This is a genomic window from Streptomyces sp. V4I23, assembly GCF_030817975.1.
Lineage (GTDB): Bacteria > Actinomycetota > Actinomycetes > Streptomycetales > Streptomycetaceae > Streptomyces.
Genome location: NZ_JAUSZW010000004.1, coordinates 2,709,275 through 2,731,845 on the forward strand (window position 1 = coordinate 2,709,275; position 22,571 = coordinate 2,731,845).

21 protein-coding genes are annotated in these 22,571 nt (G+C 72.6%); 9 read left to right on the top strand and 12 right to left on the bottom strand.

Translation table 11 applies throughout. From position 1 onward, the window contains the following. Positions 1-137 precede the first annotated feature (137 nt). Together QFZ82_RS14285 and QFZ82_RS14290 are read left to right on the top strand one after the other, a co-directional pair. Positions 138-1,694: an alpha/beta hydrolase gene (locus tag QFZ82_RS14285; protein ID WP_307713530.1), complete on the top strand. Its 1,557-nt coding sequence runs from the start codon at positions 138-140 to the stop codon at positions 1,692-1,694. Between the two features lie 60 nt (positions 1,695-1,754). After that, positions 1,755-3,347, top strand: coding sequence for an alpha/beta hydrolase (locus QFZ82_RS14290; protein ID WP_307713531.1), 1,593 nt, complete (start codon positions 1,755-1,757; stop codon positions 3,345-3,347). Positions 3,348-3,471: 124 nt separating this feature from the next. Here QFZ82_RS14290 and moeZ read toward each other — a convergent pair whose 3' ends face one another. From moeZ to QFZ82_RS14325, 7 genes are all read right to left on the bottom strand, one after another. Continuing rightward, positions 3,472-4,650, bottom strand: a complete 1,179-nt coding sequence (moeZ, locus tag QFZ82_RS14295) for an adenylyltransferase/sulfurtransferase MoeZ (RefSeq protein WP_307713532.1) — start codon at positions 4,648-4,650, stop codon at positions 3,472-3,474. A gap of 61 nt (positions 4,651-4,711) precedes the next feature. Then, entirely contained in the window at positions 4,712-5,473 is a 762-nt protein-coding gene (locus tag QFZ82_RS14300; protein ID WP_307713533.1) for a spherulation-specific family 4 protein, read from the bottom strand. Then, positions 5,461-6,420: an NAD(P)-dependent oxidoreductase gene (locus tag QFZ82_RS14305; RefSeq protein ID WP_307713534.1), complete on the bottom strand. Its 960-nt coding sequence runs from the start codon at positions 6,418-6,420 to the stop codon at positions 5,461-5,463. Before QFZ82_RS14305 ends, QFZ82_RS14300 begins: the two co-directional genes overlap by 13 nt. A 153-nt stretch (positions 6,421-6,573) precedes the next feature. Next, on the bottom strand, positions 6,574-8,157 hold the full coding sequence (locus QFZ82_RS14310; RefSeq protein WP_307713535.1) for a hypothetical protein: 1,584 nt from the start codon (positions 8,155-8,157) through the stop codon (positions 6,574-6,576). Then, positions 8,154-9,821 (bottom strand): DUF3492 domain-containing protein, encoded by a 1,668-nt coding sequence (locus QFZ82_RS14315; protein ID WP_307713536.1) that lies wholly within the window; start codon positions 9,819-9,821, stop codon positions 8,154-8,156. Before QFZ82_RS14315 ends, QFZ82_RS14310 begins: the two co-directional genes overlap by 4 nt. Before the next feature lie 218 nt (positions 9,822-10,039). Then, positions 10,040-11,296: a DUF3152 domain-containing protein gene (locus QFZ82_RS14320; RefSeq protein WP_307713537.1), complete on the bottom strand. Its 1,257-nt coding sequence runs from the start codon at positions 11,294-11,296 to the stop codon at positions 10,040-10,042. Between the two features lie 8 nt (positions 11,297-11,304). Further along, a complete protein-coding gene (locus tag QFZ82_RS14325) occupies positions 11,305-12,270 on the bottom strand; it encodes an alpha/beta fold hydrolase (RefSeq protein WP_307713538.1) in 966 nt (321 codons plus the stop codon). A gap of 136 nt (positions 12,271-12,406) precedes the next feature. Between QFZ82_RS14325 and QFZ82_RS14330 the strand changes: the two genes are divergently transcribed. The 4 genes from QFZ82_RS14330 to QFZ82_RS14345 all read left to right on the top strand — a co-directional run bounded on the left by QFZ82_RS14330 (position 12,407) and on the right by QFZ82_RS14345 (position 14,275). Further along, a complete protein-coding gene (locus QFZ82_RS14330; RefSeq protein WP_307713539.1) occupies positions 12,407-12,628 on the top strand; it encodes a hypothetical protein in 222 nt (73 codons plus the stop codon). Positions 12,629-12,810: 182 nt separating this feature from the next. After that, entirely contained in the window at positions 12,811-13,467 is a 657-nt protein-coding gene (locus tag QFZ82_RS14335) for a TetR/AcrR family transcriptional regulator (RefSeq protein WP_307713540.1), read from the top strand. Between the two features lie 118 nt (positions 13,468-13,585). Further along, positions 13,586-13,813 carry a DUF3107 domain-containing protein gene (locus QFZ82_RS14340; protein ID WP_307713541.1) on the top strand — a complete coding sequence of 76 codons (228 nt, stop codon included), beginning with the start codon at positions 13,586-13,588 and terminating at the stop codon, positions 13,811-13,813. A 192-nt stretch (positions 13,814-14,005) separates the two neighbouring features. Beyond that, a complete protein-coding gene (locus QFZ82_RS14345; RefSeq protein ID WP_307713542.1) occupies positions 14,006-14,275 on the top strand; it encodes a hypothetical protein in 270 nt (89 codons plus the stop codon). Between the two features lie 140 nt (positions 14,276-14,415). Here the strand turns inward: QFZ82_RS14345 and QFZ82_RS14350 are convergent, their stop codons facing one another. Continuing rightward, entirely contained in the window at positions 14,416-15,141 is a 726-nt protein-coding gene (locus QFZ82_RS14350) for a ferritin-like fold-containing protein (protein ID WP_307713543.1), read from the bottom strand. 498 nt (positions 15,142-15,639) lie between these two features. On the opposite strand from QFZ82_RS14350, the gene QFZ82_RS14355 reads away from it, so the two are divergent. Both QFZ82_RS14355 and QFZ82_RS14360 read left to right on the top strand, forming a co-directional pair. Further along, positions 15,640-17,712 carry a DEAD/DEAH box helicase gene (locus tag QFZ82_RS14355; RefSeq protein ID WP_307713544.1) on the top strand — a complete coding sequence of 691 codons (2,073 nt, stop codon included), beginning with the start codon at positions 15,640-15,642 and terminating at the stop codon, positions 17,710-17,712. A 172-nt stretch (positions 17,713-17,884) separates the two neighbouring features. Further along, positions 17,885-18,745: an alpha/beta fold hydrolase gene (locus QFZ82_RS14360; protein WP_307713545.1), complete on the top strand. Its 861-nt coding sequence runs from the start codon at positions 17,885-17,887 to the stop codon at positions 18,743-18,745. 8 nt (positions 18,746-18,753) lie between these two features. On the opposite strand, the gene QFZ82_RS14365 is transcribed toward QFZ82_RS14360, so the two are convergent. Continuing rightward, the gene (locus QFZ82_RS14365; RefSeq protein WP_307713546.1) at positions 18,754-19,653 is read right to left on the bottom strand and encodes an NYN domain-containing protein; all 900 of its coding nucleotides are present in this window, start codon (positions 19,651-19,653) and stop codon (positions 18,754-18,756) included. Between the two features lie 175 nt (positions 19,654-19,828). Here QFZ82_RS14365 and QFZ82_RS14370 point away from each other — a divergent pair, with 175 nt between their 5' ends. Next, positions 19,829-19,981 carry a hypothetical protein gene (locus QFZ82_RS14370; RefSeq protein ID WP_177150633.1) on the top strand — a complete coding sequence of 51 codons (153 nt, stop codon included), beginning with the start codon at positions 19,829-19,831 and terminating at the stop codon, positions 19,979-19,981. Between the two features lie 74 nt (positions 19,982-20,055). On the opposite strand, the gene QFZ82_RS14375 is transcribed toward QFZ82_RS14370, so the two are convergent. The 3 genes from QFZ82_RS14375 to QFZ82_RS14385 form a co-directional block, all read right to left on the bottom strand. Continuing rightward, on the bottom strand, positions 20,056-20,661 hold the full coding sequence (locus QFZ82_RS14375) for a MarC family protein (protein ID WP_307713547.1): 606 nt from the start codon (positions 20,659-20,661) through the stop codon (positions 20,056-20,058). Between the two features lie 45 nt (positions 20,662-20,706). Continuing rightward, the gene (locus tag QFZ82_RS14380) at positions 20,707-21,570 is read right to left on the bottom strand and encodes a PHP domain-containing protein (RefSeq protein ID WP_307713548.1); all 864 of its coding nucleotides are present in this window, start codon (positions 21,568-21,570) and stop codon (positions 20,707-20,709) included. Between the two features lie 150 nt (positions 21,571-21,720). Then, positions 21,721-22,359, bottom strand: a complete 639-nt coding sequence (locus tag QFZ82_RS14385) for a DUF6758 family protein (RefSeq protein ID WP_307713549.1) — start codon at positions 22,357-22,359, stop codon at positions 21,721-21,723. Between the last annotated feature and the right edge of the window lie 212 nt (positions 22,360-22,571).

Genomic DNA, 22,571 nt, shown 5'->3' on the forward strand with positions numbered 1-22,571 from the left:
CAGCGACCCTCCGCCGGACGGCCCGGGAATCACCCGTAGGGAGCAGTGGGGCCACCCGTACGGTGCCTTGACCGGTCCGCCACCCGCATGGACCGTTCGCCCGTGCGGAGCAAGCGGCGCCGTCGCACGATGGCCACATGCCGACCACTCGTACAGCGGCTCGTACGGCCGCCGTCGCCACCGCCGTCGCCGTCCTGCTGACTGCCGCCGGCTGCGGGGACGGCGGGGGGAACGACGAGGACCGCCCCAAGGATCTCGCCGCCCAGGTGCTGGAGTGGCAGCCGTGCCCGGCGCCCTCCGAGGCCGAGGGCGGCGGCACGAAGCCGTCTCCGCTGCCCGGGGGCACCGTCTGGGAGTGCTCGTTCCTGGACACGCCGCTCGACTGGGACGAGCCGGACGGCGAGACCATCGAACTGGCGCTCATCCGCGCACGCGCCCGGGACCAGGCGAACCGCATCGGCTCCCTCGTCTTCAACTTCGGCGGCCCCGGCGGCTCGGGCGTGGCCACCCTGCCCGCCGCCGCCAAGGACTACGGCACCCTGCACACCCGCTACGACCTGGTGAGCTTCGATCCGCGCGGGGTCGGCCGCAGCGTGCCCGTGGAGTGCCTGGACGACCGCGAGATGGACGCGTACGTGGCCGAGGACTCGACGCCCGACGACGCGTCCGAGGAGAAGACGTTCGTCGAGGGCGTCCAGTCGTTCACCGAGTCCTGCGAGGAGAACTCGGGCAACGAGCTTCCCCATGTCGCCACCGTCGACGCCGCGCGCGACATGGACCTGATCCGCCAGGTCCTCGGCGACGACAAGCTGCACTACTTCGGGATCTCCTACGGCACCGAACTCGGCGGCGTGTACGCACACCTGTTCCCGCAGCGGGTGGGGCGAGCGGTGTTCGACGCGGTGGTCGACCCGAGCGAGAACTCCGAGCAGGGCTCCCTCGGCCAGGCCGAGGGCTTCCAGCTGGCACTGACCAACTTCCTGAAGGACTGCGTGAGCCGCGGCGACGACTGCCGGCTCCCCGGCTCCACCGTCGGGGAGATGCAGGACTGGATCACCGGGTTCCTCAACGGCCTGGACAGGAAGCCGATCGCCGGCATCGGGGAACGCAAGCTGACGCAGAGCCAGGCGCTGAACGGCATCGCGCAGGCGCTGTACTCCCGCGAGTACTGGGAGCTGCTGGAGCAGGGCCTCGACGAGGCGGAGGGCGGCAGCGGCGCGCTGCTGCTCGCGTTCTCCGACGCGTTGACCGGCCGCTCGGAGACCGGCACCTACAGCAACATCCAGGCGGCCGGCACGGCCATCGGCTGCGCCGACTCCAAGGAGCGGTACACGCTGGAGCAGACCAAGGCGAAGCTGCCCGCGTTCCGCAAGGCGTCGCCCGTGTTCGGCGACTTCCTGGGCTGGGCCCTGATGAGCTGCACCGACTGGCCGGTGCCGGGCATGTGGTCGCACCCGGACGTCTCCGCCCCGGGCGCCCCGCCGATCGTCGTCATCGGCAACACGGGCGACCCGGCCACCCCTTACGAAGGGGCGAAGGCGATGAAGGAGGCCCTCGGCAAGGGCGTGGGCGTCCAGATCACCTACCGGGGCCAGGGGCACGGCGCGTACGGCAACAGCACGTGCGTGGACCGCGCCGTTGACGCCTATCTGCTGAACGGCCGGGTCCCGAAGGACGGGACGGTCTGCCGGTAGGCCGGCCCCGACGCCCCCCTAGGATGTCGAAACTGTCTTCGAACGCCTTGGGGGGCCGGAATGAGGAACCGAGTCCGTGCGGGGGCCGCGGCGGCCGCGATCCTGCTGCTGGCCGGTGCGGTCGCGGGATGCGGCAGCCCGGACCAGGACACGCAGGACGGCAGGAACAACGCCGCACCGTCCTCACCCGCCTCGGCCTCCGCCTCCGCGGACAGCGGCCCGCAGGCCGTGACGCTGCCCGCGTCGCTCACCGGTCAGCGGCTGGACTGGGGCGCCTGCCAGGCGCCGGTCAAGGCCTACGGAAGCTACGCCGAGCGGCCCGGCCGGGAGTGGCAGTGCGCCACGCTCGAGGCGCCGCTCGACTACGGCGACCCCAGCGGGGAGACCATCGGCATCGCCCTGATCCGCTCCGTGGCGAAGGATCCGGGCCGGCGCATCGGCTCGCTGCTGTTCAACTTCGGCGGTCCCGGCGGCTCCGGTGTCGCCGCGCTGCCGAACGCCGCCAAGGGCTACGGCACCCTGCACCAGCGATACGACCTGGTCGGCTTCGACCCGCGCGGCGTCGCCGAGAGCTCTGCGGTGGTGTGCCGCGGCGACAAGGAGACCGCGACGTCGCTGGCGCTGGACTCCACCCCGGACACGCCTGCCGAGGAGAAGGCGTACCTCGCGGACTCGGCTGCCTTCGGCGCGGGCTGCGCGGCGCGGTCCGGCCGCGTACTGCCCCATGTCGGCACGGTGAGCGCCGCCCGCGACATGGACCTGATCCGCCAGGTCCTCGGCGACGAGAAGCTGCACTACTTCGGGTTCTCCTACGGCACCGAACTCGGCGGCGTGTACGCCCACTTGTTCCCCCGGAACACCGGGCGGCTCGCGCTGGACGCGGTCGTCGACCCCTCGGCCGACTACGTGGCGCACTCGCGCAACCAGGCCCGCGGTTTCCAGCGCGCGCTGGACAACTACTTCCGCAGCCGCGGCATCGGCGCCGCCGAGGGCACCGCGCGCGTGGTGAAGCTCCTGCGCCGACTGGACCGTGAGCCGCTGCCCGCGGACAGCGGCCGCGAGCTCACCCAGAGCCTCGCGGTGTCCGGCATCATCATGCCGCTGTACTCCGAGGACAGCTGGAAGTACCTGACGTCCGCGCTGAACTCGGCGGAGAACGGGGACGGCACGCAGCTGCTGCTGATGGCCGACTCGTTCAACAACCGCGACGAGAACGGGCGGTACGGCACGCAGGACCATTCGCAGCGCGCCATATCGTGCGCGGACGCCAAGGGCCGTGTGACGGGGGACGAGGTCCGCTCCCGTCATCTCGCCGAGTTCACCGAGGTCTCCCCCGTCTTCGGGCCCTACCTCGCCTGGGACCTGGCGGGCTGGTGCGCCGACTGGCCGGTCCCCGGCGCGTCCGACACCCCCGAGGTCTCGGCGAAGGGCGCCGCGCCGGTCCTGGTCGTCGGCACGACGGGCGACCCGGCGACACCGTACGAGGGCGCGCGCCGGATGGCGGACGAGCTCGGCGCGGGCGTCGGTGTGCTGGTCACCAACAAGGGCGAGGGGCACGGGGCCTACGGCGGCGGATCCTGTGCGAAGCGCACGGTGGACGCGTACCTGCTCGACGGCAAGGTCCCCGCGGACGGCACGACCTGCACGTCGTGAGGCCGCGCCCGCGCCTCCGGCGAGAGGCATGAGGCATGAGGCGCGGCCCGGCGCGTCTTCCCGAGCGGACAACGGCAGGGGCCCCGGACCGCACACGCGGTCCGGGGCCCCTGCACCGTCCTGGTCAGTAGACCGGCTTCTCCGGCTCGATCTGGTTGACCCAGCCGATCACGCCGCCGCCGACGTGCACCGCGTCGGCGAAGCCCGCCGACTTGAGCACCGCGAGGACTTCCGCACTGCGGACACCCGTCTTGCAATGCAGGACGATCTTCTTGTCCTGCGGCAGGTCCTGGAGGGCGCTGCCCATCAGGAACTCGTTCTTCGGGATCAGACGCGCACCCGGGATCGAGACGATCTCGTACTCGTTGATCTCGCGGACGTCGATGATGTCGATGTTCTCGCCGTCGTCGATCCACTCCTTGAGCTGCTTGGGAGTGATCGTCGAACCGGCCGCCGCCTCCTGGGCCTCCTCGGACACGACGCCGCAGAAGGCCTCGTAGTCGATGAGCTCGGTGACGGTCGGGTTCTCGCCGCAGACCGCGCAGTTCGGGTCCTTGCGGACCTTGACCTGGCGGTACTGCATCTCCAGGGCGTCGTAGATCATCAGCCGGCCGACCAGCGGCTCACCGATGCCGGCGAGCAGCTTGATCGCCTCGTTGACCTGGATGGAGCCGATGGACGCGCACAGCACGCCCAGCACGCCGCCCTCGGCGCAGGAGGGGACCATGCCCGGCGGCGGGGGCTCCGGGTAGAGGCAGCGGTAGCAGGGGCCGTGCTCGGACCAGAAGACGGAGGCCTGACCGTCGAAGCGGTAGATCGAGCCCCAGACGTAGGGCTTGTTCAGCAGCACGCACGCGTCGTTGACCAGGTAGCGCGTCGCGAAGTTGTCCGTGCCGTCGACGATCAGGTCGTACTGGCTGAAGATGTCCATCACGTTCTCGGCCTCGAGCCGCTGTTCGTGGAGGACGACGTTCACGTACGGGTTGATGCCCTTGACGCTGTCGCGGGCGGACTCGGCCTTGGAGCGGCCGATGTCCGCCTGGCTGTGGATGATCTGACGCTGCAGGTTCGACTCGTCGACCTCGTCGAACTCCACGATGCCGAGCGTGCCGACACCGGCCGCGGCGAGGTACATGAGGGCCGGCGAACCCAGGCCGCCGGCGCCCACACAGAGCACCTTGGCGTTCTTCAGCCGCTTCTGCCCGTCCATCCCCACGTCGGGGATGATCAGGTGGCGGGAGTACCTGCGGACCTCGTCGACGGTGAGCTCAGCAGCTGGCTCGACCAGGGGTGGCAGCGACACGGGGACTCCGTAGATCGGTATCAGTACGGTTGTTCTTCCGGTAACACTGCCACGGCCCTTCTCATTCCGAGATACCCGGTCCGATCTGCGAGACGATTTCGTCCCAGTAGCCGGGCAGCGCCTCGTATGGACCGCTTTGCCCCTTTCCTGCGTCCGGGGATCCCCGGTCGGTGAAGAAGATCGTCCCGGCACCCTGCCAGCGTGCGATCCGGGTGGCCTCCTCCAGGTGCGTGCGCGGCACCCCGTGGACGAAGTGAGCGAACCGCTCCGGCGGGTAGTCCGCCGTCCACTCCGCCACCTGCGACCAGCGGTAATCCGTCCACGGCCCGGAGAACGTGACCAACTGGTCCGCCGCCTCCGCGTAGCCGGGATACGGGTGCGTGCCGTGCCCCAGGACCAGGTGCCCGCCGCCCGTCATGGCGTCCAGCGTGGCCGTGGTGCGCCGCACCTGCGCCAGGTCCGCGCGCTCGACCGGACAGCGGTCCAGGAAGAAGCCGTCGACCCGGTACCAGTCGGCGAAGTGCTGAGCGTCACAGACGATGTCGCCGAACGAGCGCTCCCCGTGGGCGAGGTCGAGATGCCCGAGGACGCGCACCCCGGCGTTCCTCAGCCGGCCCGCCGCCTCCAGGCAGTGCGGGTCGGGCAGAGCGCCGGGACCGTCCGCGACATTGAGGACCACCCAGTGCAGCGGGGCCCCCGGACGGGTCAGTTCGGCCCATTCGACGGGGGCGAGCAGCGGATGGGCGTAGCCCGGGATGCCGAAGCCCAGCCTGTCCGCGCCGGTGGCCGAGAGCGTGGTTCCGGAACTCGTCAGATGCGGCATGCCGCCTCCATCCAGATGTCGGCGAGGGACTCCTCGAGGTTGATACGGGGCCGCCAGCCGAGCCGGTCCCGCGCGGTGCGCACGTCGGCCTGCTGCCAGCCGCCGCACCCGTCGGGGTACGGGGAGGGTGTGGCGGCCAGGTGCTCGACGACGGACTCGGTGCGCGGGGCGCCGATACCGGGGCGGATCGAGGGAGCGTCCAGTTCGTGCAGCGCGCCCGCGTAGCCGGCGACGCGGGCGAGGGTCGCCGTAGCGTCCCTGAGCTTCACGGCACGGCCGGTGCCGATGTTGACGACGCCCTGCGCGGCGGACAGGGAGGCGGCGTGCACGGCGCGCGCCACGTCCCGCACGTCGACGAAGTCGCGCTGCACGCCGAGGCCGCTGAGCTTCAGCTCCCCGTCGCCCTGCTGCATCGCCCGGCGCATCGCCTCGGCGAGGCGGCCGAGCGGGGAGCCGGCCGGGGTGCCGGGCCCGACGGGCGAGAAGACCCGCAGGACGACGGCGTCGAGTCCTGAGCCGAGCACCAGCTCGGTGGCGGCGAGCTTGCTGACCCCGTAGGGGCCGCCGGGGCGCGGCACGGCGTCCTCCGCCGTCGACGAGCCGTGCTGGGACGGGCCGTACTCCGAGGCGCAGCCGATCTGCACGAGCCGTGCCCCGCAGCCGCTGCGGCGCAGCGCCTCGCAGACGGTGGCGACGGCGACGGTGTTGTGCCGGGTCAGTTCGCGGGCACCGCCGCGGGTGGCGCCCGCGCAGTTGATGACGACACCGGGGTGGACGGCGCCGAGGAAGCGCGTGAGCGCGCCGGGACTGCCGCCGGAGAGGTCGAAGCGCACATCGGCGTCGTCGCCGCGGCCGAGCGTCGTGAGGTGCACGGCCGGATCGGCGAGAAGCCGGTCGGCGACGAACCGGCCGAGGAATCCGTTGGCACCGAGCAGAAGCACCCTCATCGTGCGGCTCCTCGGTGCCGACGGGCCGTGTTCGGGTGGTTCGGGGTCATGCGCAGTCTCCTTCGGGTGTTGCCGTTCGATGCCATGGACGCCGGGTGTCCGCGGTGTCGGCTCCGTGGGACACGTCGGCCTCTTCCACCGGTGTGCGGGTGTTCAGCGGGTGTGGGCCGAGGCCCGGGCGAGCACCGCGAACGCGTGGGCGGCGAGGCCCAGCGCGGCGGCCCCGCAGGCCAGTACGGGTACGGCGGCCGCTCCCCAGGCCCCGATGAGCGCCTCCACGGGACGTGCGACGAGGTCGAGGCCGGGCAGCCTGCCCGACAGCAGCAGGGCGGGCGCCGCGGCCTCGACGGCGCAGGCGGCGGCCAGGGCGGCCGAGGCGGGCTCCGGGAAGCCGTGGACGACGAGCAGCCGGGCGAGGAAGAGCAGCGTGCCGAGGACCGCGGCGGGCCCGAGCGTCCCCGCGCCGGGCAGGACGAGCCCGGTCAGTGCGACGAGTGCGCCGAGCGCCGCGACGTACAGCAGGAGGACGGCGAGCAGCAGGGGGCGTGTCCCGGCGGCGAAGTCGTCCAGTCCGCGGCTGGTGCCGAGCCTGCGGCGCGCCCGTGCGGCGAAGAGGTCCGCGCACCAGGCGGCCGGGGCGACGGCGAGGGCGAGTGCGACGACGGGGGCGGGGGTCAGGGGCCACAGGCCGTCGGGGCCGCCGGCGAGGATCTCGGCCGCCAGTCCTTGGCCGCCTGCCGCGTAGAGGAGCAGCCAGAGTGTCCACAGGCGTGCGGCGGGGAGCGTACGGCCGCGGGCGCGCAGCGGGCCGCTGCGCAGCGCGAACAGGAGCGCGAGGCCCGTGGCGAGTGCGCCGATCGCGCCGGACACGAGCCGGGCGGCGCCCTCGGTGGCGGCGGTGCCCGCGACCGCGAGGGCGCACACCACGCCCGGCAGCAGCGGCGTCAGGTACGGCCCGGCCCGCCCGGCGCGCGAATCGGCGGCGCGCGCCGGGCGGTCGTCCGTGGTGGCGGGGACGCGCTCGGCCCGCGCGAACATCTCCTCTGCGAGCGAGAACACGTCCCGGTGCCGGAAGCGGGCGGCGGTGCGGTCGGTCAGCCCGTGGGCCTCGAGTCCGGCGGCGATCTCGAGCGGGTCGACGGCCTGTTCGCACAGTTCGCGGTGCCGGTGGATGAGCCCTTTGACGGGATCGGCGCCGCCGCGCCGCACGGCGCCGCTCGTGGACCCGCCCCGTACGGGGGCGCCGGCACTGCGGAAACGGTCCCGCACGGCCGCGCCGCGGGTGGCCGCGCCGTCCGGCGCGGAGCCGCCGGTGCTCGCGGCACCGTCGTCACCAGGAGCCTGGCGGGGACCGTCCGCCCCCGGCCCCCCGGCGACGGCCGGGTCGGCGCCAGGGGGCGTGCCTGACTCGCCCCGTCCCGGGCTGTCCCCGGCGGCCTCCGAAAGCGTGCCGGTCGATGCCGGACGACTGACGGGCTCCACAGGACGGGTGCCGTCGAGGGCCTCGCCCCCCACGCTCGCCCGGTCCCGCGCGGAGGAGGGCTCCGGGCCGGCCTCCGGGACGCCGCCCGGCGCGGACTCGGCGCGGATGTCGTCGAGTGCCGTCAGGGCCGCCCGGGCCCGCACCGCGTGGGCGTGGTCGTCGCCGGCCGCGGCCTCCAGGCCGACGCCGAGGTCCTGGTGCAGGGCGGCCAGCTCCTCGGCGGCCGTGCTCCCCGTGACGCGTGACGCGTTCACCGGCCTGCCTCCTTCCCGGTCTCGGGTGCCGAGCCTGCGCCGACGAGCCCCGGTCCGGGGGCCGCCGCCCAGCTCGGCGTGTGGGTGCCCGCGCCGCCCGTCCAGCCGCCCGGCACGTGCGCTTCGGCGGGGTGCGAAAAGGGCAGCGGCTCCCCGTCGGCGTCGACGGCCTCCCGCTGCACCGGCGAGTGCGAGATCAGCTCCAGGTAAATGCCGCGAAATGCCGTCAGGTTCTGTTCCACGGTGAAGAGTTCGAGCGCACGGGCACGCGCGGCAGCGCCCAGTCGCGCCCGGCGCTCCGGGTCGCGAAGCAGCGCGAGGCACGCGTCCGCGAGCGCCCGCGGGTTGCGCGGGGGCACGACCAGCCCCGTGCCGCCGATGACTTCGACGACCGCGCCGACGTCCGTGGACACCGTGGCCCGGCCGCAGAACATCGCCTCGACCAGGCTGACCGGGAAGCCTTCGACCACGCTGGAGAGGACGACGACCGCGCCGGCGGCGTAGGCGTCGGCCAGTTCGGGCGTCTCCGGGCCGCCGACCTCCTCGAAGGAGACCGGATTCTCCCCGACCGCGTGCGCGCCCTCGGCCTCGTCGGGGAAGAGCTGTGCGGCCAGGGCCCGGCAGTGGGCGCGGTAGGTCGCGGCCTCCTCTCCCTGCGCCGGTGCGCCGAAGAGCCGCAGGCGGGCGGCCGGCTCCTCCTTGCGGACCTCCGCGAAGGCGTGCAGCAGGGCGATGAGGTCCTTGGCCGGTTCGATCCTGCCGACCCAGACGAGGGTGTGTCCGTCCCCGGCGTCGTCGCTCTCACCGACGGCCGCGAATCGGTCCGCCTCCATGCCGGGGTGAACCGTGCGCAGCCTGGCGCGGTCGGCACCGCTTTTCTCCTGCCAGCGCCGGGTGTGACCGTTGCCCGGGGTGATGACGGCGGCCTGCCGGTAGAGCTCGGCGGCGAGCTGCCCGTGGAACCCGGCGAGCATGGCCCGTACGGGACCGCTCAGCCCGGCCTCGCGCCCGGCGAGGTACCGCGCGCGCAGGTGGACGCCGTACTCGGTGACCAGCAGCGGGACTCCGCAGAAGCGTTTGGCCACAAGGCCGGGCAGCGCTGCCGGTCCCCCGGACGCGGCGTGGCAGAGGTCGGCCGAGGCGAGGGCGTCGTCCTCGTACCAGTCGAGCGACAGGGGGCGCAGGGCGTGCTCCAGGCGGTCGGCGACACGGAGCAGGTCGGCGGCGGTCACCCCCCGGAGGGCACGGTGCGCGCCGGGTGCGCGGCAGGCGGACTCCAGGGCGCACAGGGCAGCTTCGGACCGCAGGGCCGCGTGAAGTCCGCCGTGGTCGCGGGCCAGGTCCGCGAGATCGTACAGGCTGTCGGCGAAGCCGTCGCCGTCGGCGCATACCGCGGCCGCCAGGTCCCCGAAGTGCCCGGCGAAACGCCGCCGTTCGCGCCGCCCGTAACGCACGCCGTCGTCCGCGGGCGCCCACAGTCGCGCCGTGCGCACCTGGCGCACCTGGGGCGGCAGAGCGGGCGGCCCCTCCTGAGGGGCGCTGCTGCTGAGCGCGTAGACGTCGAACTCGTGCTGCGCGAGGCCGCGCACCAGCCGGTCGCACCAGAGCCCGGTCTCACCCGCCGCATACGGATAGGCACCGTCCGTAAGCAATCCGATCCGCACGCGTGCACCCCGATCTCCCTTGTGGGCGGCCGCCGTTGGTTTCCGGCGGCTCTCGGCGGGACGACGTTATGCGGATGTGGCGGTGGCGCGACGGACGGTTGTCCATCGCGCCACCAGAAGGGGTGAACGCCCGTAACTTTCGCACCCAGATAGCGTTCTGTCGCGCTACAGTGCGTTTTCGTCACGCAGAGTCATGCTGCGGCCGGCTCCGCGCGCCCTCATTCCCCGGGATGCACCCAGGGGTTCGGCTTGCACGCGACCCCGCCGATGTCCAGCGACTTCGTCTGCTGCTGCATAACCGGCGCCAGCGCCCCGGGCGTCTGGCAGTTCACGTGGTTGTAGCCGAGCCGGTGCCCGACCTCGTGGTTGATGAGCATCTGCCGGTAGGCGAGCATCGCGCCCGGCCCGAACGTCTCGGCGCCCTGCGCCCACCGGTACGCGTTGATCATCACACGCTCCGTCGACGCGGAGTCGCACGAGACGTTGTCGACGGTCGTGTCCAGACCGGACTTGGCGCACCAGGTGGCGGTCGTGCCGGGGCTCGCCAGAGTGATGACGAAGTCGGGCCGGCCCGACGAGATGCGCTCGAAGGTCATGGCCCCGCCGTGCGCCCAGCTCCGCTCGTCGTTCAGCGTCTCCTGGACGGCCCGGGCGAACAGGCCCCTGTCCAGGCCGAGCCCCTTCTCGACGTCGATCCGATAGCGGATCTTGCGCCCCTTGCCGGGCGCCCTGTCCAGGCCGGGCACCGCCTCGAAGTCCCCGGACGCCCGCAGTTCGGGGTCGATGGGGAACTGCCGGGTCATCAGCTGCGCGTACGTCGGGGACGCGGGCGGCCGGGCCGCCTCCTGGGCGGGTGCCCGCCTGCCGTCGGACCGGCCCGGGCGCTCCTGCACGACCCCGCGGTCCTGCGCCGACGACTGCGCGCCGGAGCTGTCGTGCCGGTCGGCGGCCACCTGGCCGGCGACGACGACCGCGAGGACCGTGGTCACGGCGGCGGCCGCGACGCCGGTGAACGTGCGTCCCTTGCCGCCCTTGGCCGGAGGCTCCCCGGCCTCGTCGGCGCCGTGCGCCTCGGCTTCGGGGGCCGGATCACTGTCGGGCCCGTACGGGTCAGGGGCCGGGCCGGCCGCCGGCGCGTCGAAGGCCTCGACGAACTCCCGGCGCGGGCCCGGTATGCGCGGCCGGCCCACCGCCGCGGGCGGCGGCGCGGTCCGTACCTGCTGCTGCGTACCGGTCTGCCAGTCACCCCAGCCGCCGCCGGACTCGTGGTGCTCGGGGTGCCCGCCCCTGGCCGGACCGGCGAAGGGTCCGGTCCCGGCGGAGGTGTGCTGCTCGGGGCCGGAGCCCGCCGACCGCCTGCGCCGACCGCTGCCGGTCGAGGCCACGGCGGCCTCCCGCTCCCCGGAGGCCGGACCGGGTGCGCCCCCGGACCCGGCGCCCTTGGGTGCGGGGCCCTTGCGACTGTGTCGTCCCACGCCCCGGATCAGCTCCCACTGCAGTCGTCGAGCAGTTCCCGGAATGCCTGGGCGACCGTTTCCGGGTACTCCATCATCGCAACGTGCCCGGCGTCCGGGAGCGTCAGCAGCCGGGAGTCCCGGAACGCCGCTGCCGCCTTGCGCGCCATACGGTACGAGACGAGCTGGTCCTTGCGCCCGTAGACGAGCAGGGTCGGCGCGAGGACGCGCTCCGCCTGACGCCACAGCCCGTGCTGTCCGCCGAGCGTGTACGCGTCAACAATGCCACGTGCCGACCTGGTCATCGCGTCCCAGAAGTACGGAAGGCGCAGGCGCCGCTCCATCTCCTCGACCGCGTTGCGCAGCGCATCCTCCGTCACCCGTGCGGGGTCCCCGTAGCAGAGCGCGAGTACCCCGCGGGTGCGCTGTTCGGCGCTCCACTCCTTCGTCAGCCGCGCGAAGAGCAGGGCCACTCCGGGCAGAGCGAGCAGCCCGGTGGGAAGCGCGGCGCGCTGCACGCGCAGCTCGGGCAGCGCGGGCGAGACGAGGGTGAGCGTGCGCACCAGGTCGGGGCGGACGGCCGCGACCCGGGTGCACACGGCGCCGCCGAGCGAGTTGGCGAGCAGGTGGACGGGTCCGCGGTCGCTCGCGTCCAGGAAGCGGATGACCGCGCGGGCGTGCCCGGTGACCGAGTAGTTCCCGTCGTCCGGCGGCGGCGAGTCACCGAAACCGGGCAGGTCGACGGCCTCGCCGTCCACCACGTCCTCGAGGTGCGCCATCAGCGCCGACCAGTTCTGCGACGAGCCGCCGAGGCCGTGCACGTACAGCGCGGGCGGCAGCCCGGCGGTGGCCGGCGGGCGGGAACGGACGGTCAGGGTGAGGCCCGGCAGGGTGACGGAGCGCAGCTTCTCGCCCTCGGCGACACGGACGGTCGCGACCTTGGGGGCCACCGCGGCGTTCGCGGCGGCGGTGCCCGGCAGCTCGGTCGAAGACATGCGGGCAATGTTACGAGACGATCACGCCATGGCTCGTGTGTTCGGTGTCACAGATGCGGCACGTACCGCGTAGCGCCCGCCATCAGGAACTCCTAGGCTCGTACTAAAGGGCGCATTCCAGGGAAAGCGGTGCGGTATGACAGTCGATCCCACTGAACCGGAAACCTTCACCGAGGACGACGACACCGCCACGACCGACGACACGGAGGTCCCCGAGGCCGACGCCGCCGAGCAGCACACCGACGTACGCCCGGAACGGGACGATCCGGTGAACCGCGCCGATCCGGACGCCGCGAACGAGGCGGACGCCGCCGAACAGGCGCGCGTGGTGACGCTCGACGAGGACGACTACCGGTGACCTGCCGCGCTTGTCGCCGGTATGTCCGCGTATCGCCCGCGAACAGACAGCTTCCGTGACTGTCCGGTCCGTGAAATTCTGCGTCCGCACCACGCGCTCCGTCGTTACCCAAAAGTACGATGGCGGCGCGGCGCACAGCGCGTACGGAAGAACTGTGCTTGTTCACCACATTGGGAGGCGGCGTGACAGCCATCGAGCAGACAGAGGCGGCGCGCCCGCGGGGCACACGCCTGCCACGCCGAGCCCGCAGAAACCAGCTCCTGGGTGCGGCCCAGGAAGTTTTCGTGGCTCAGGGGTACCACTCGGCAGCCATGGACGACATCGCCGAGCGGGCCGGCGTCAGCAAGCCCGTGCTCTACCAGCACTTTCCCGGAAAGCTGGAGCTCTACCTCGCGCTCCTGGACCAGCACTGCGAGTCGCTGCTCCAGGCGGTCCGCACGGCGCTCGCGTCGACCACGGACAACAAGCTGCGTGTGGCGGCGACCATGGACGCCTACTTCGCCTACGTCGAGGACGAGGGCGGCGCGTTCCGGCTCGTCTTCGAGTCCGATCTGACGAACGAGCCCGCGGTCCGCGAGCGGGTGGAGCGGGTCTCGTTGCAGTGCGCGGAGGCCATCTCGGACGTGATCGCCGAGGACACCGGCCTGTCCAAGGAGGAGTCGATGCTGCTGGCCGTGGGCCTCGGCGGTGTCTCCCAGGTCGTCGCGCGCTACTGGCTCTCCAGCGGCTCGGGCATCCCGCGGAACACGGCCGTGCAGTTGCTCACGTCCCTGGCGTGGCGCGGTATCGCGGGCTTCCCGCTGCACGGCAGCGAGCAGCACCCGGCCGAACAGCACTGAAGCTGTTCGCTCCTGGCGTTTCCCACCCGCGCCTGCCCTGTCCGGTGTCCGGGCTAATGTGTGCTGCGTACGGCGCGTTGATCGCGCAACGCAACTGACCGTTCGGAGGGACATAGCCGTGGAGGTCAAGATCGGCGTGCAGCACGCGCCCCGGGAGATCGTTCTGGAGAGCGGGCAGTCCGCCGAGGAGGTCGAGCGCGCGGTGGGCGATGCGCTGGCCGGCAAGGCGCAGCTGCTCAGCCTGACGGACGAGAAGGGCCGCAAGATCCTGGTGCCGGCCGACCGTCTCGCCTACGTGGAGATCGGCGAGACGACGACGCGACGTGTGGGATTCGGCGCCCTGTAGGCACGGGGTCGATCACATCGAAGGAGGGCCCGGCGGTTTCCCGCCGGGCCCTCACCCATTTCTTCCCCGATGCCGGATTCCCCTGTTCAGGGCCCTTTTTCGCCTACTCGGGGGAGGGTTGTGATCCGTTGCCCCGGGGTAGTACGGGCTGTGACCGTTCCTGCCGCGCCGGTGTCCGTGAGGTGATCAGAAGTGCTCCTGGAAGCGCTCGGTTCCGTCCTGATCGGCTTGGCCCTCTCCTGGGCCGCGACGCGCCACCTCGCCGAACGGCTCCCGTCCCGCCGGGTGGTGTTCACGACGGGCACGCTGGGCGCACTGTTCGGCGCCTATGTGACGCATGTGGCGCTCGGTCCCGGCCATGAGCTGGTGACCCTGATCGGCTCCGCGGCGATCGGCGCCGTGCTGCTGTCGCTGCTGCTGCGCCCCTCGACACGCAGACTGCACCGCGCGTTCCCTTTCTGAAGGACGACGACGACCGGCCGCGCGAGGAAGGGCGGCCGGGCAGGAAGCCCGGCCGCTTCAGGCGGCACTGAGGTACGACCGCGCCGAGCGTGACGCAGAAGCATCCGGCCGGCCGGATGCGTGCGTGTGAGGCCGGACGGTCAGGCGGCCAGCCCCAGGGCGGCCATCCGCTTGGTGTGCGCCTTGGTGATCCGGGAGAACATCTCGCCGACCGCGGCCAGGTCGAAGCCGTCCGCCACACCGCCCACGAGCATCGTCGAGAGCGCGTCGCGTTCGGCGACGACCCGCTGCGCCTGGGACAGCGCCTCGCCCATCAGCCGCCGCGCCCACAGGGCGAGCCGGCCGCCGACGCGCGGGTCGGCCTCGATCGCGGCGCGCACCTTCTCGACGGCGAAGTTGCCGTGACCGGTGTCGTCGAGGACGGCCAGCACCAGGGCCCGGGTGTCGCTGTCCAGACGGGCCGCGACCTCGCGGTAGAAGTCGCTGGCGATCGAGTCGCCGACATACGCCTTGACCAGGCCCTCCAGCCAGTCCGACGGAGCGGTCTGGCGGTGGAAGTCGTCCAGTGCCTGGGCGAACGGCTCCATCGACGTCGTCGGCTCCGCCTCGATGGCCGTCAGCCGGTCCCGCAGCCGCTCGAAGTGGTGGAACTCCGCCGAGGCCATCTTCGCCAGCTCCGCCTTGTCGCCGAGCGTGGGCGCGAGCTTCGCGTCCTCGGCGAGGCGCTCGAAGGCCGCCAGCTCGCCGTACGCGAGCGCGCCCAGCAGGTCCACGACAGCGGCGCGGTACTGGGGGTCTGCGGAGGCCGCGGCCCAGTCCTGGGCGGCGATCCCGGTGTGTTCAGTGGCGTTGTCAGGCGTCTCCATGAAGCGCACAATAGCCCGCCCGCCGATCGGGGGAAGGGCCTGGTCAGCCGTGCCCCGAAGACGTTTCCCAGGAATTGCCCCAACACACATGCGCGATTCCGGGGTACAGTGGTAAGGCGCCTGCTGAGCATCAGCTTTTTTGTCTGCTCGGTGGGCCGTCTGATGAATGAGGATGCCCGGTCGGTGGCCCGATCGGCTCCGACCCGACCGCCCTCCACGCGGACAGTGCGCACACAGGTGCGTGCGACCGCAGATGAGGGTCCCTCCAGCGGCTCGACGCTCGAGCGACGGCAGTGGTCCCGCGCCATCCGGTCAATCCACGGCCGGCCCAGTACCCAGGTGCGGTACGACCCCCAGCGTTCGCCTCGCGCCGCGTCTCACAGAAGAGGCAACACCCTGACTACGCAGCCCAAGACTTTCCGGGATCTCGGGATCCTCCCCGAGACCGCCGAGGCCCTCGAGGCCGTCGGCATCGTTTCCCCCTTCCCCATCCAGGAGATGACGCTCCCCGTCGCGCTCTCCGGCACCGACATCATCGGCCAGGCCAAGACCGGCACCGGCAAGACGCTGGGTTTCGGCCTGCCGCTGCTGGAGCGCGTCACCGTCCCCGCGGACGTCGAGGCGGGCCGCGCCCGGCCCGAGGAGCTGACCGACGCCCCGCAGGCGCTGGTGGTCGTCCCCACCCGCGAGCTGTGCACCCAGGTCACCAACGACCTGCTGACCGCCGGCAAGGTGCGTAACGTCCGTGTGCTCGCCATCTACGGCGGCCGGGCGTACGAGCCCCAGGTCGAGGCGCTCAAGAAGGGGGTCGACGTGATCGTCGGCACCCCCGGGCGCCTGCTCGACCTGGCGGGCCAGAAGAAGCTGAACCTCTCGCACGTGCGCGCGCTCGTCCTCGACGAGGCCGACGAGATGCTCGACCTGGGCTTCCTGCCCGACGTCGAGAAGATCATCCAGCTGCTGCCCGCGCGCCGCCAGACCATGCTGTTCTCGGCGACCATGCCGGGCGCGGTCATCGGCCTCGCCCGCCGCTACATGTCGCAGCCCACGCACATCCGCGCCACCGCGCCGGACGACGAGGGCGCGACCGTCGCCAACATCACGCAGCGCGTCTACCGCGCGCACTCCATGGACAAGCCGGAGATGGTCTCCCGCATCCTGCAGGCCGAGGGCCGCGGGCTGGCGATGATCTTCTGCCGTACGAAGCGGACCGCCGCGGACATCGCCGACCAGCTGGCCCAGCGCGGCTTCGCCTCGGGCGCGGTCCACGGCGACCTCGGCCAGGGCGCGCGCGAGCAGGCGCTGCGGGCCTTCCGCAACGGCAAGGTGGACGTGCTGGTGTGCACCGACGTCGCCGCGCGCGGCATCGACGTCGAGGGCGTCACGCACGTCATCAACTACCAGTCGCCCGAGGACGAGAAGACCTACCTCCACCGCATCGGCCGCACCGGCCGCGCGGGCGCGAGCGGCACCGCCGTGACGCTGGTGGACTGGGACGACATCCCGCGCTGGCAGCTGATCAACAAGGCGCTGGACCTGAAGTTCCCCGACCCGGTCGAGACGTACTCCACGTCCACGCACCTGTTCGAGGAGCTGAGCATCCCGGCGGGCACCAAGGGCGTCCTCCCCCGCGCCGAGCGCACCCGCGCCGGTCTCGCGGCGGAGAAGCTCGAGGACCTGGGCGAGACGGGTGGCCGCGGCCGCCGGTCCGCGCCGACGGCCGTGCGCGAGGAGCGCCCGGAGCGTACGCGTACGCCGCGTCAGCGGCGGCGTACGCGCGGCGGGGCCGAGGTGGAAGCGCCGTCCGTGCCGGAGCAGTCCGTCGGCCCCGCCGAGGAGCCGACGCAGCCGCGCACGCCGCGCCGCCGTCGCCGCACCCGGGTGAGCGCGCAGGCGTCGCCGGAGGCGACGGCCGCGGTGGAGACGGTCGAGGCCGCCGTCACCGTTGCCGAGCCCGCCGTCGAGGCGGAGGAGGCACCCCGTCCGGTGCGCCGCCGCACCCGTGTGTCGCAAGCGGTCGAGGCGTCGGCGTCCACCGTGGTCGCGCAGACCGTGGCCGTCGCGGAGACGGCGGAGCCCGCGGAGGACAAGCCGCGCCGCCGCCGCACGCGGGCCGCGACGCCCGAGGCCGAGGTCGAGCAGGCGGCTGCCGCGGTGGCCGTCCAGGAGCCGGAGGCGGAGCCCACGCCGCGCCGCCGCACGCGCGCGACGAAGGCGGTCGACACCGCCGAGGGCGCGGAGCCGGAGGCCAAGCCGCGCCGCACTCGTGCGACGAAGGCGGTCGAGGAGGCGGAGGGCACGGAGTCCAAGCCCCGCCGCACCCGCGCCACCAAGGCCGTCGACACAGCCGAGGCCGCGGAGCCGGAGGCCAAGCCCCGCCGCACCCGCGCCGCCAAGGCGGTCGAGACGGCGGAAGGCACCGAGCCCGAGGCGAAGCCCCGTCGCACGCGTACGCGCAAGGCGGCGGAGCCGAAGGCCACGGCGGCCGCAGGTACGGCGGCCGAGGCGGAGGCGGAGCCCAAGCCGCGCCGCACCCGCACGCGCAAGGCCGTGGCGCAGCCCGAGAGCTGACGCCACCCGCACGACGAGACGGCCCGGCCCCCGGAAGGGGTCCGGGCCGTCGGCCTTTCCCCACCCCGCCCCTTCCGGTGACGGGGGCCTCAGGTGGGCTCCGCCCCGGAGCCCGCCGTACGGCCCCGTCCCGCGGGCGCCACCTCCTCGACCCCGCGCTAGCCTCGGGACCATGAGCCGGCCGCCCACCTTCGTACCGCCCGCCTGTGCCCGGTCCCTCCTCCTGCCGACCGTGCGCGGTGACTTCGCCGTGCTCGACGCACGGCCGCGCTCCGGGAGCGTGCGCGGCACCGTGCTGATGCTGCCCGGGTACACGGGGAGCAAGGAGGACTTCATCGCCCTGCTCGAACCGCTCGCCGACGCCGGTTACCGGGCCGTCGCGGTCGACGGGCGCGGCCAGTACGAGACCGACGGCCCCCGGGACCAGAAGGCTTACGCCCAGGGCGAGTTGGCCCGTGATGTGCTGGCACAGGCCGCGGCAGCCGGCGGAAGCGTGCATCTCGTCGGGCATTCGCTCGGCGGGCAGATCGCTCGCGCCGCCGTGCTCCTGGACGCCTCGCCGTTCCTGACGTTCACCCTGATGTCCTCCGGCCCCGCCGAGATCAGTCCGGCTCAGCGGCAGCGGGTGGAGCTGCTCGCCGACGCGCTCGGCGTGATGACGATGGACGAGGTCTGGTCGGCCATGCAGGCCATGGAAGCCGTCGCTCCGGAGGATCTCGACGCGTCACGGAACGGCGACCGGGAGGATCTGCGGCGGCGCTGGCTGCGCCACAACCCCGCCCAACTGCTCGCCACGGGACGGCAGCTGGCCTCCGAGCCGGACCGGATCGACGAGCTCGCCGCGGTGCGGCCGCTGCCCAAGCACGTGCTGTCCGGGGAACGCGACGACACCTGGCCCGTCCCGCTGCTGGACGAGATGGCGCGCCGGCTCGGCGCGCACCGGACCGTCGTCGCGGGCGCCGAGCACTCCCCGAACACCGACCGCCCCCGGGAGACCGCGGAGGCCCTGCTGCGGTTCTGGGACCGGCAGTGACCGATCTCTCAGAACTGGGACTGCAGGTGCTGCCAGAAGCCGTCCCGCAGCGCACGCCGCAGGACCGCGTGTCCGCGCAGTGACCGCTGGAGGAGCTGTTCCGCCTCGATCAGCAGGTCCTGGTCCACAGGACCCGGCAGGTAGGGGTGACCGGGCAGCAGCTCGGCCATCGCGGCACGCCCCCGCTCCCCCAGCCAGTTCGCCGCGATCCGGGCGCCGATGAAGCGCACCTCGTCACGGGAGGGCGGTGGCGCCCCCTCGTTCTCGTACGTCGTGACGGGCCGGCGGGTGATGTAGGGGCGGCAGAAGTCGAGGTCGAACGTCCGCCTGCTGTCGACCTCCCAGAGCAGCGGCTCCGCCTGGTTGCCGCCCTCGGCGGCCTCGATGCCCCACAGGTGGACGCGTGCGCCGTAGCCCTGCGCCGCCTCGACCGCCGAGACGAGGTCCTCGTCGCCGCCGATGAGGGCCGCGTCGCTGATGGCGCGGTGCCGGGCGAGCGACTCCAGGTCGGAACGGATCAGGGAGTCGACGCCCTTCTGCTGGTTGTTCGCGTTGAGGTTGCCGAGGCGCACCTTGACGTCCGGCAGTTCCGCGATGGACTGCTGCTCGGGGGTGTGGATACGGCGCCGGGCCCCGTCGTACCAGTACACGCGCAGCAGGCGGCTGTCGGCGAAGATCGTGCGCGCCTTGTCGATGAAGGCCTCGATCAGCCCCTCGGCGTCGAGGTCGAAGGCCCTGCGGTCCTCGGTGCCCGCCACCAGCAACCCGGCCGCAGCATAGACGTAACCGGCGTCGACGAAGATGGCATGGGTCGAAGGGGTCGTGGCGACCTCGGCGAGCATCCGCTCCAGGAGCTCATTGGTGCGCTCCAGGCGGGCGGCGATGCGGGCGATTTCGGCGTCGTTCATACGAGGCTCATTGTCCGTGTCCAGAGCACTACCCGCCAGTAGTTAGGCATCCGAAAAATTTCCTTAGCGTAGGGAATGTTTGCAGGATGCACTGCGTTGTGGACCTGTGTACGCAGACGGAGAATTCCGTCTGTCAGCAGTTCTCCTTCAGGAGGATCAGACGAAGGGAGAAGCCGTGCGCTTCGAGATCATGCGACTGGACGACGTCGACGGCACCGCCGTGGACAGCACCGTCGTGGACGCCGCCTCCGTCAACCGGATCGTGCAGCAAGCCGCTTCCATCGGCCAGCGCATCCTCATCCGGCCTGCCGAAACCTCGGCTTCGTAACCCTTACGAGCCTTACGCGCCGCGCCCCCGTACGGAGATCCGTACGGGGGCGCGGCGTGTCGTGGGTCTCGGCGTCAGGCGCCCTGGATCACCTGCCGGACGCCGTTGATGATCTGCTGCACGGCGATCGCGGAGAGCATCATGCCCGCGAGCCGGGTCACCAGCACGACACCGCCGTCCTTGATCACGCGGATGATCACCAGCGAGTAGCGCATGGTCAGCCAGAGCACGACGTGCATCGCGGCGATCGCCGCCCACACCGACAGCTGTTCGCCGGCGGTGTCCGCGTGCTGGACCGCCAGGATGACCGAGACGATCGCGCCCGGGCCGGCGAGCAGCGGCATGCCGAGCGGCACCAGGGCGACGTTGACATCCTTGGTCTGCTTGGGCTCGTCGGTCTTGCCCGTGAGCAGGTCGAGCGCGATCAGCAGCAGGAGCAGTCCACCGGCGATCATCAGCGCCGGCACGGAGACGTGCAGGTAGTCCAGGATCTGCTGGCCGAGGATGCCGAAGACGGTGATCACGCCGAAGGCGACGGCGACAGCCTGCCAGGCCATCCGGCGCTGCACCTTGGTGGCGCGTCCGGAGGTCAGGGCGAGGAAGATCGGGGTGATCCCGGGGGGATCCATGATGACGAAGAGGGTGAGGAAGAGGGAGCCGAAGACGGCGGCGTCGAACACGGTGAAGGGCCTTGCGGGAGAGGGGTGTACGAAGGGCGGCGGGTCCTACGGGCGCGTTCCGCCCGTGCCCGGCACCGGGAACGCGCCCGTGGCGCGGCGGGTGATCTCGCCGTAGATCTCCGGGTCGGTGGTGTACTCGCCGAGCCGGCAGGTCTTGCGGCTGCCGTGGTAGTCGCTGGAGCCGGTCGTCAGCAGACCGAGCTCCCCGGCGAGGCCGCGCAGCCGTGTGCGTGCGGCCTCGTCGTGGTCCATGTGGTCGACCTCTATGCCGTCGAGCCCGTGCACGGCCAGTTCGGCGATGACGCTCTCGGGCACCGTGCGGCCGCGCTTGACCGCGAGCGGATGTGCGAAGACGGTGACCCCGCCGGCGGCCTTGACGAGGCGGATGGCCGTGAACGGGTCGAGTTCGTGCTTCTCGACGTACGCCCGGCCGCCGTCCGCGAGCCAGGCGGGCGTGAAGGCGTCGGACACGGAGTCCACGACGCCGAGTTCGACGAGGGCCTCCGCGATGTGCGGGCGGCCGACGGAGCCGTCACCGGCGATACGGGCGACCTGCGTCCACTCGACGGGGACGCCGAGTTCCTGGAGCTTGCCGACCATGGCCCGGGCGCGCGGCACGCGGTCGTCGCGTACGAGCTCGCGCTCGCGCAGCAGTTCGGGCTCCTCCGGGTCGAAGAGGTACGCCAGCATGTGCAGCCCGACGCCGTCGAGGCGGCAGGACAGCTCGGCGCCCGTGACGAGGGTGAGCCCCTCGGGGAGGGCGGCGGCGGCCTCGGCGTGGCCGCGGGTGGTGTCGTGGTCGGTGAGGGCGACGACGTCCAGGCCGGCAGCGGCGGCGCCGTGCACCAGCTCGGCCGGGCTGTCCGTACCGTCCGAGGCCGTGGAGTGGGTGTGCAGGTCGATGCGCACGCGTGGCTCCGGGGCTCGGGACGGACAAGGGGACGATCCAGGATAACCGGCCCGGACGCCCTGTCCGCGCCATGCACCGGCTCCAGGCGTAAGGCGACCCATCGGCTCCGGCCCCTTACCCGATCGAGGCGAACGCGGCGTGCGTCGCGCCTACGACAGCAACCGCGGCGACAGTGCCCCGCAGGGCAGCAGCTCCACTTCGGCGCCCGCGTCCCGCAGGTCCGTCAGCACCAGCTCGTCGTACATCAGCAGCCCCGACTGCTCGGGCCACACGACGGCCCACAGCCACAGCCCCCGCGCCTCACCGGCGAACACGGCGCGGTCCTCCGGCGCGCCCGCCACATGCCACAGCGGGGTCGGACGGCCGGCGGCCAGCATCTTGACCTGCGGTGAGCTGTCCACGCGGATGTGCGAGCCGGGGTCGGGGCCGTTGATGCCCGCGTACCGGGCGCCGAGTCCGACGCCCAGCTCCTCGGCGATGAGCAGGAGTTCGCCGAGGCCGCCGAGAGGCCCGGGGCCCGAGCACGCCACGGCGGTGGCCCGGCCGCCGCTGCGGTCGTCGCCCGCGTAGGCGACGCCCGTGAACAGCCACCCGACCGGCAGCGGCCAGGGCATCCACACGGGAACCCGTGCGCGGTGCACCACGACACCGAGGGCCTCGACACTGGGCGGGATCACCGGCTGCAGCGGGTGCACGGCGCCGTGCACATCGCACTGCCAGGAGTCGGCAAAGAGACCGGGCGCCCTCACCCGGCCACCGCACTTCGGGCAACTGGGTTCGCCCCTCATAGGGGTCAACGGTCCTCCCCGGCAGACGCCGCGTCAAGGACGATCACCCGTCCGGAGTGTGCCTCCGGGCGACGGAAATAGGCGCAACATACATTAATGAGCGTGACTAAATTACTGTTGCAGGGAGCGCGCCTCCGGATGGAGAAGCAGCCTCCCCGTCCGGGAGCTCCGACTCCGTCGGGGCGGTGACCGAGCCCGCGCCCGGCACACCT

Coding starts and splice junctions, on each gene's coding strand:
- QFZ82_RS14285 (WP_307713530.1), top strand. CDS start 138: ATGCCGACCACTCGTACAGCGGCTCGTACGGCCGCCGTCGCCACCGCC.
- QFZ82_RS14290 (WP_307713531.1), top strand. CDS start 1,755: ATGAGGAACCGAGTCCGTGCGGGGGCCGCGGCGGCCGCGATCCTGCTG.
- QFZ82_RS14300 (WP_307713533.1), bottom strand. CDS start 5,473: ATGCCGCATCTGACGAGTTCCGGAACCACGCTCTCGGCCACCGGCGCG.
- QFZ82_RS14305 (WP_307713534.1), bottom strand. CDS start 6,420: ATGAGGGTGCTTCTGCTCGGTGCCAACGGATTCCTCGGCCGGTTCGTC.
- QFZ82_RS14325 (WP_307713538.1), bottom strand. CDS start 12,270: ATGTCTTCGACCGAGCTGCCGGGCACCGCCGCCGCGAACGCCGCGGTG.
- QFZ82_RS14330 (WP_307713539.1), top strand. CDS start 12,407: ATGACAGTCGATCCCACTGAACCGGAAACCTTCACCGAGGACGACGAC.
- QFZ82_RS14350 (WP_307713543.1), bottom strand. CDS start 15,141: ATGGAGACGCCTGACAACGCCACTGAACACACCGGGATCGCCGCCCAG.
- QFZ82_RS14355 (WP_307713544.1), top strand. CDS start 15,640: ATGACGCTCCCCGTCGCGCTCTCCGGCACCGACATCATCGGCCAGGCC.
- QFZ82_RS14360 (WP_307713545.1), top strand. CDS start 17,885: ATGAGCCGGCCGCCCACCTTCGTACCGCCCGCCTGTGCCCGGTCCCTC.
- QFZ82_RS14365 (WP_307713546.1), bottom strand. CDS start 19,653: ATGAACGACGCCGAAATCGCCCGCATCGCCGCCCGCCTGGAGCGCACC.
- QFZ82_RS14385 (WP_307713549.1), bottom strand. CDS start 22,359: ATGAGGGGCGAACCCAGTTGCCCGAAGTGCGGTGGCCGGGTGAGGGCG.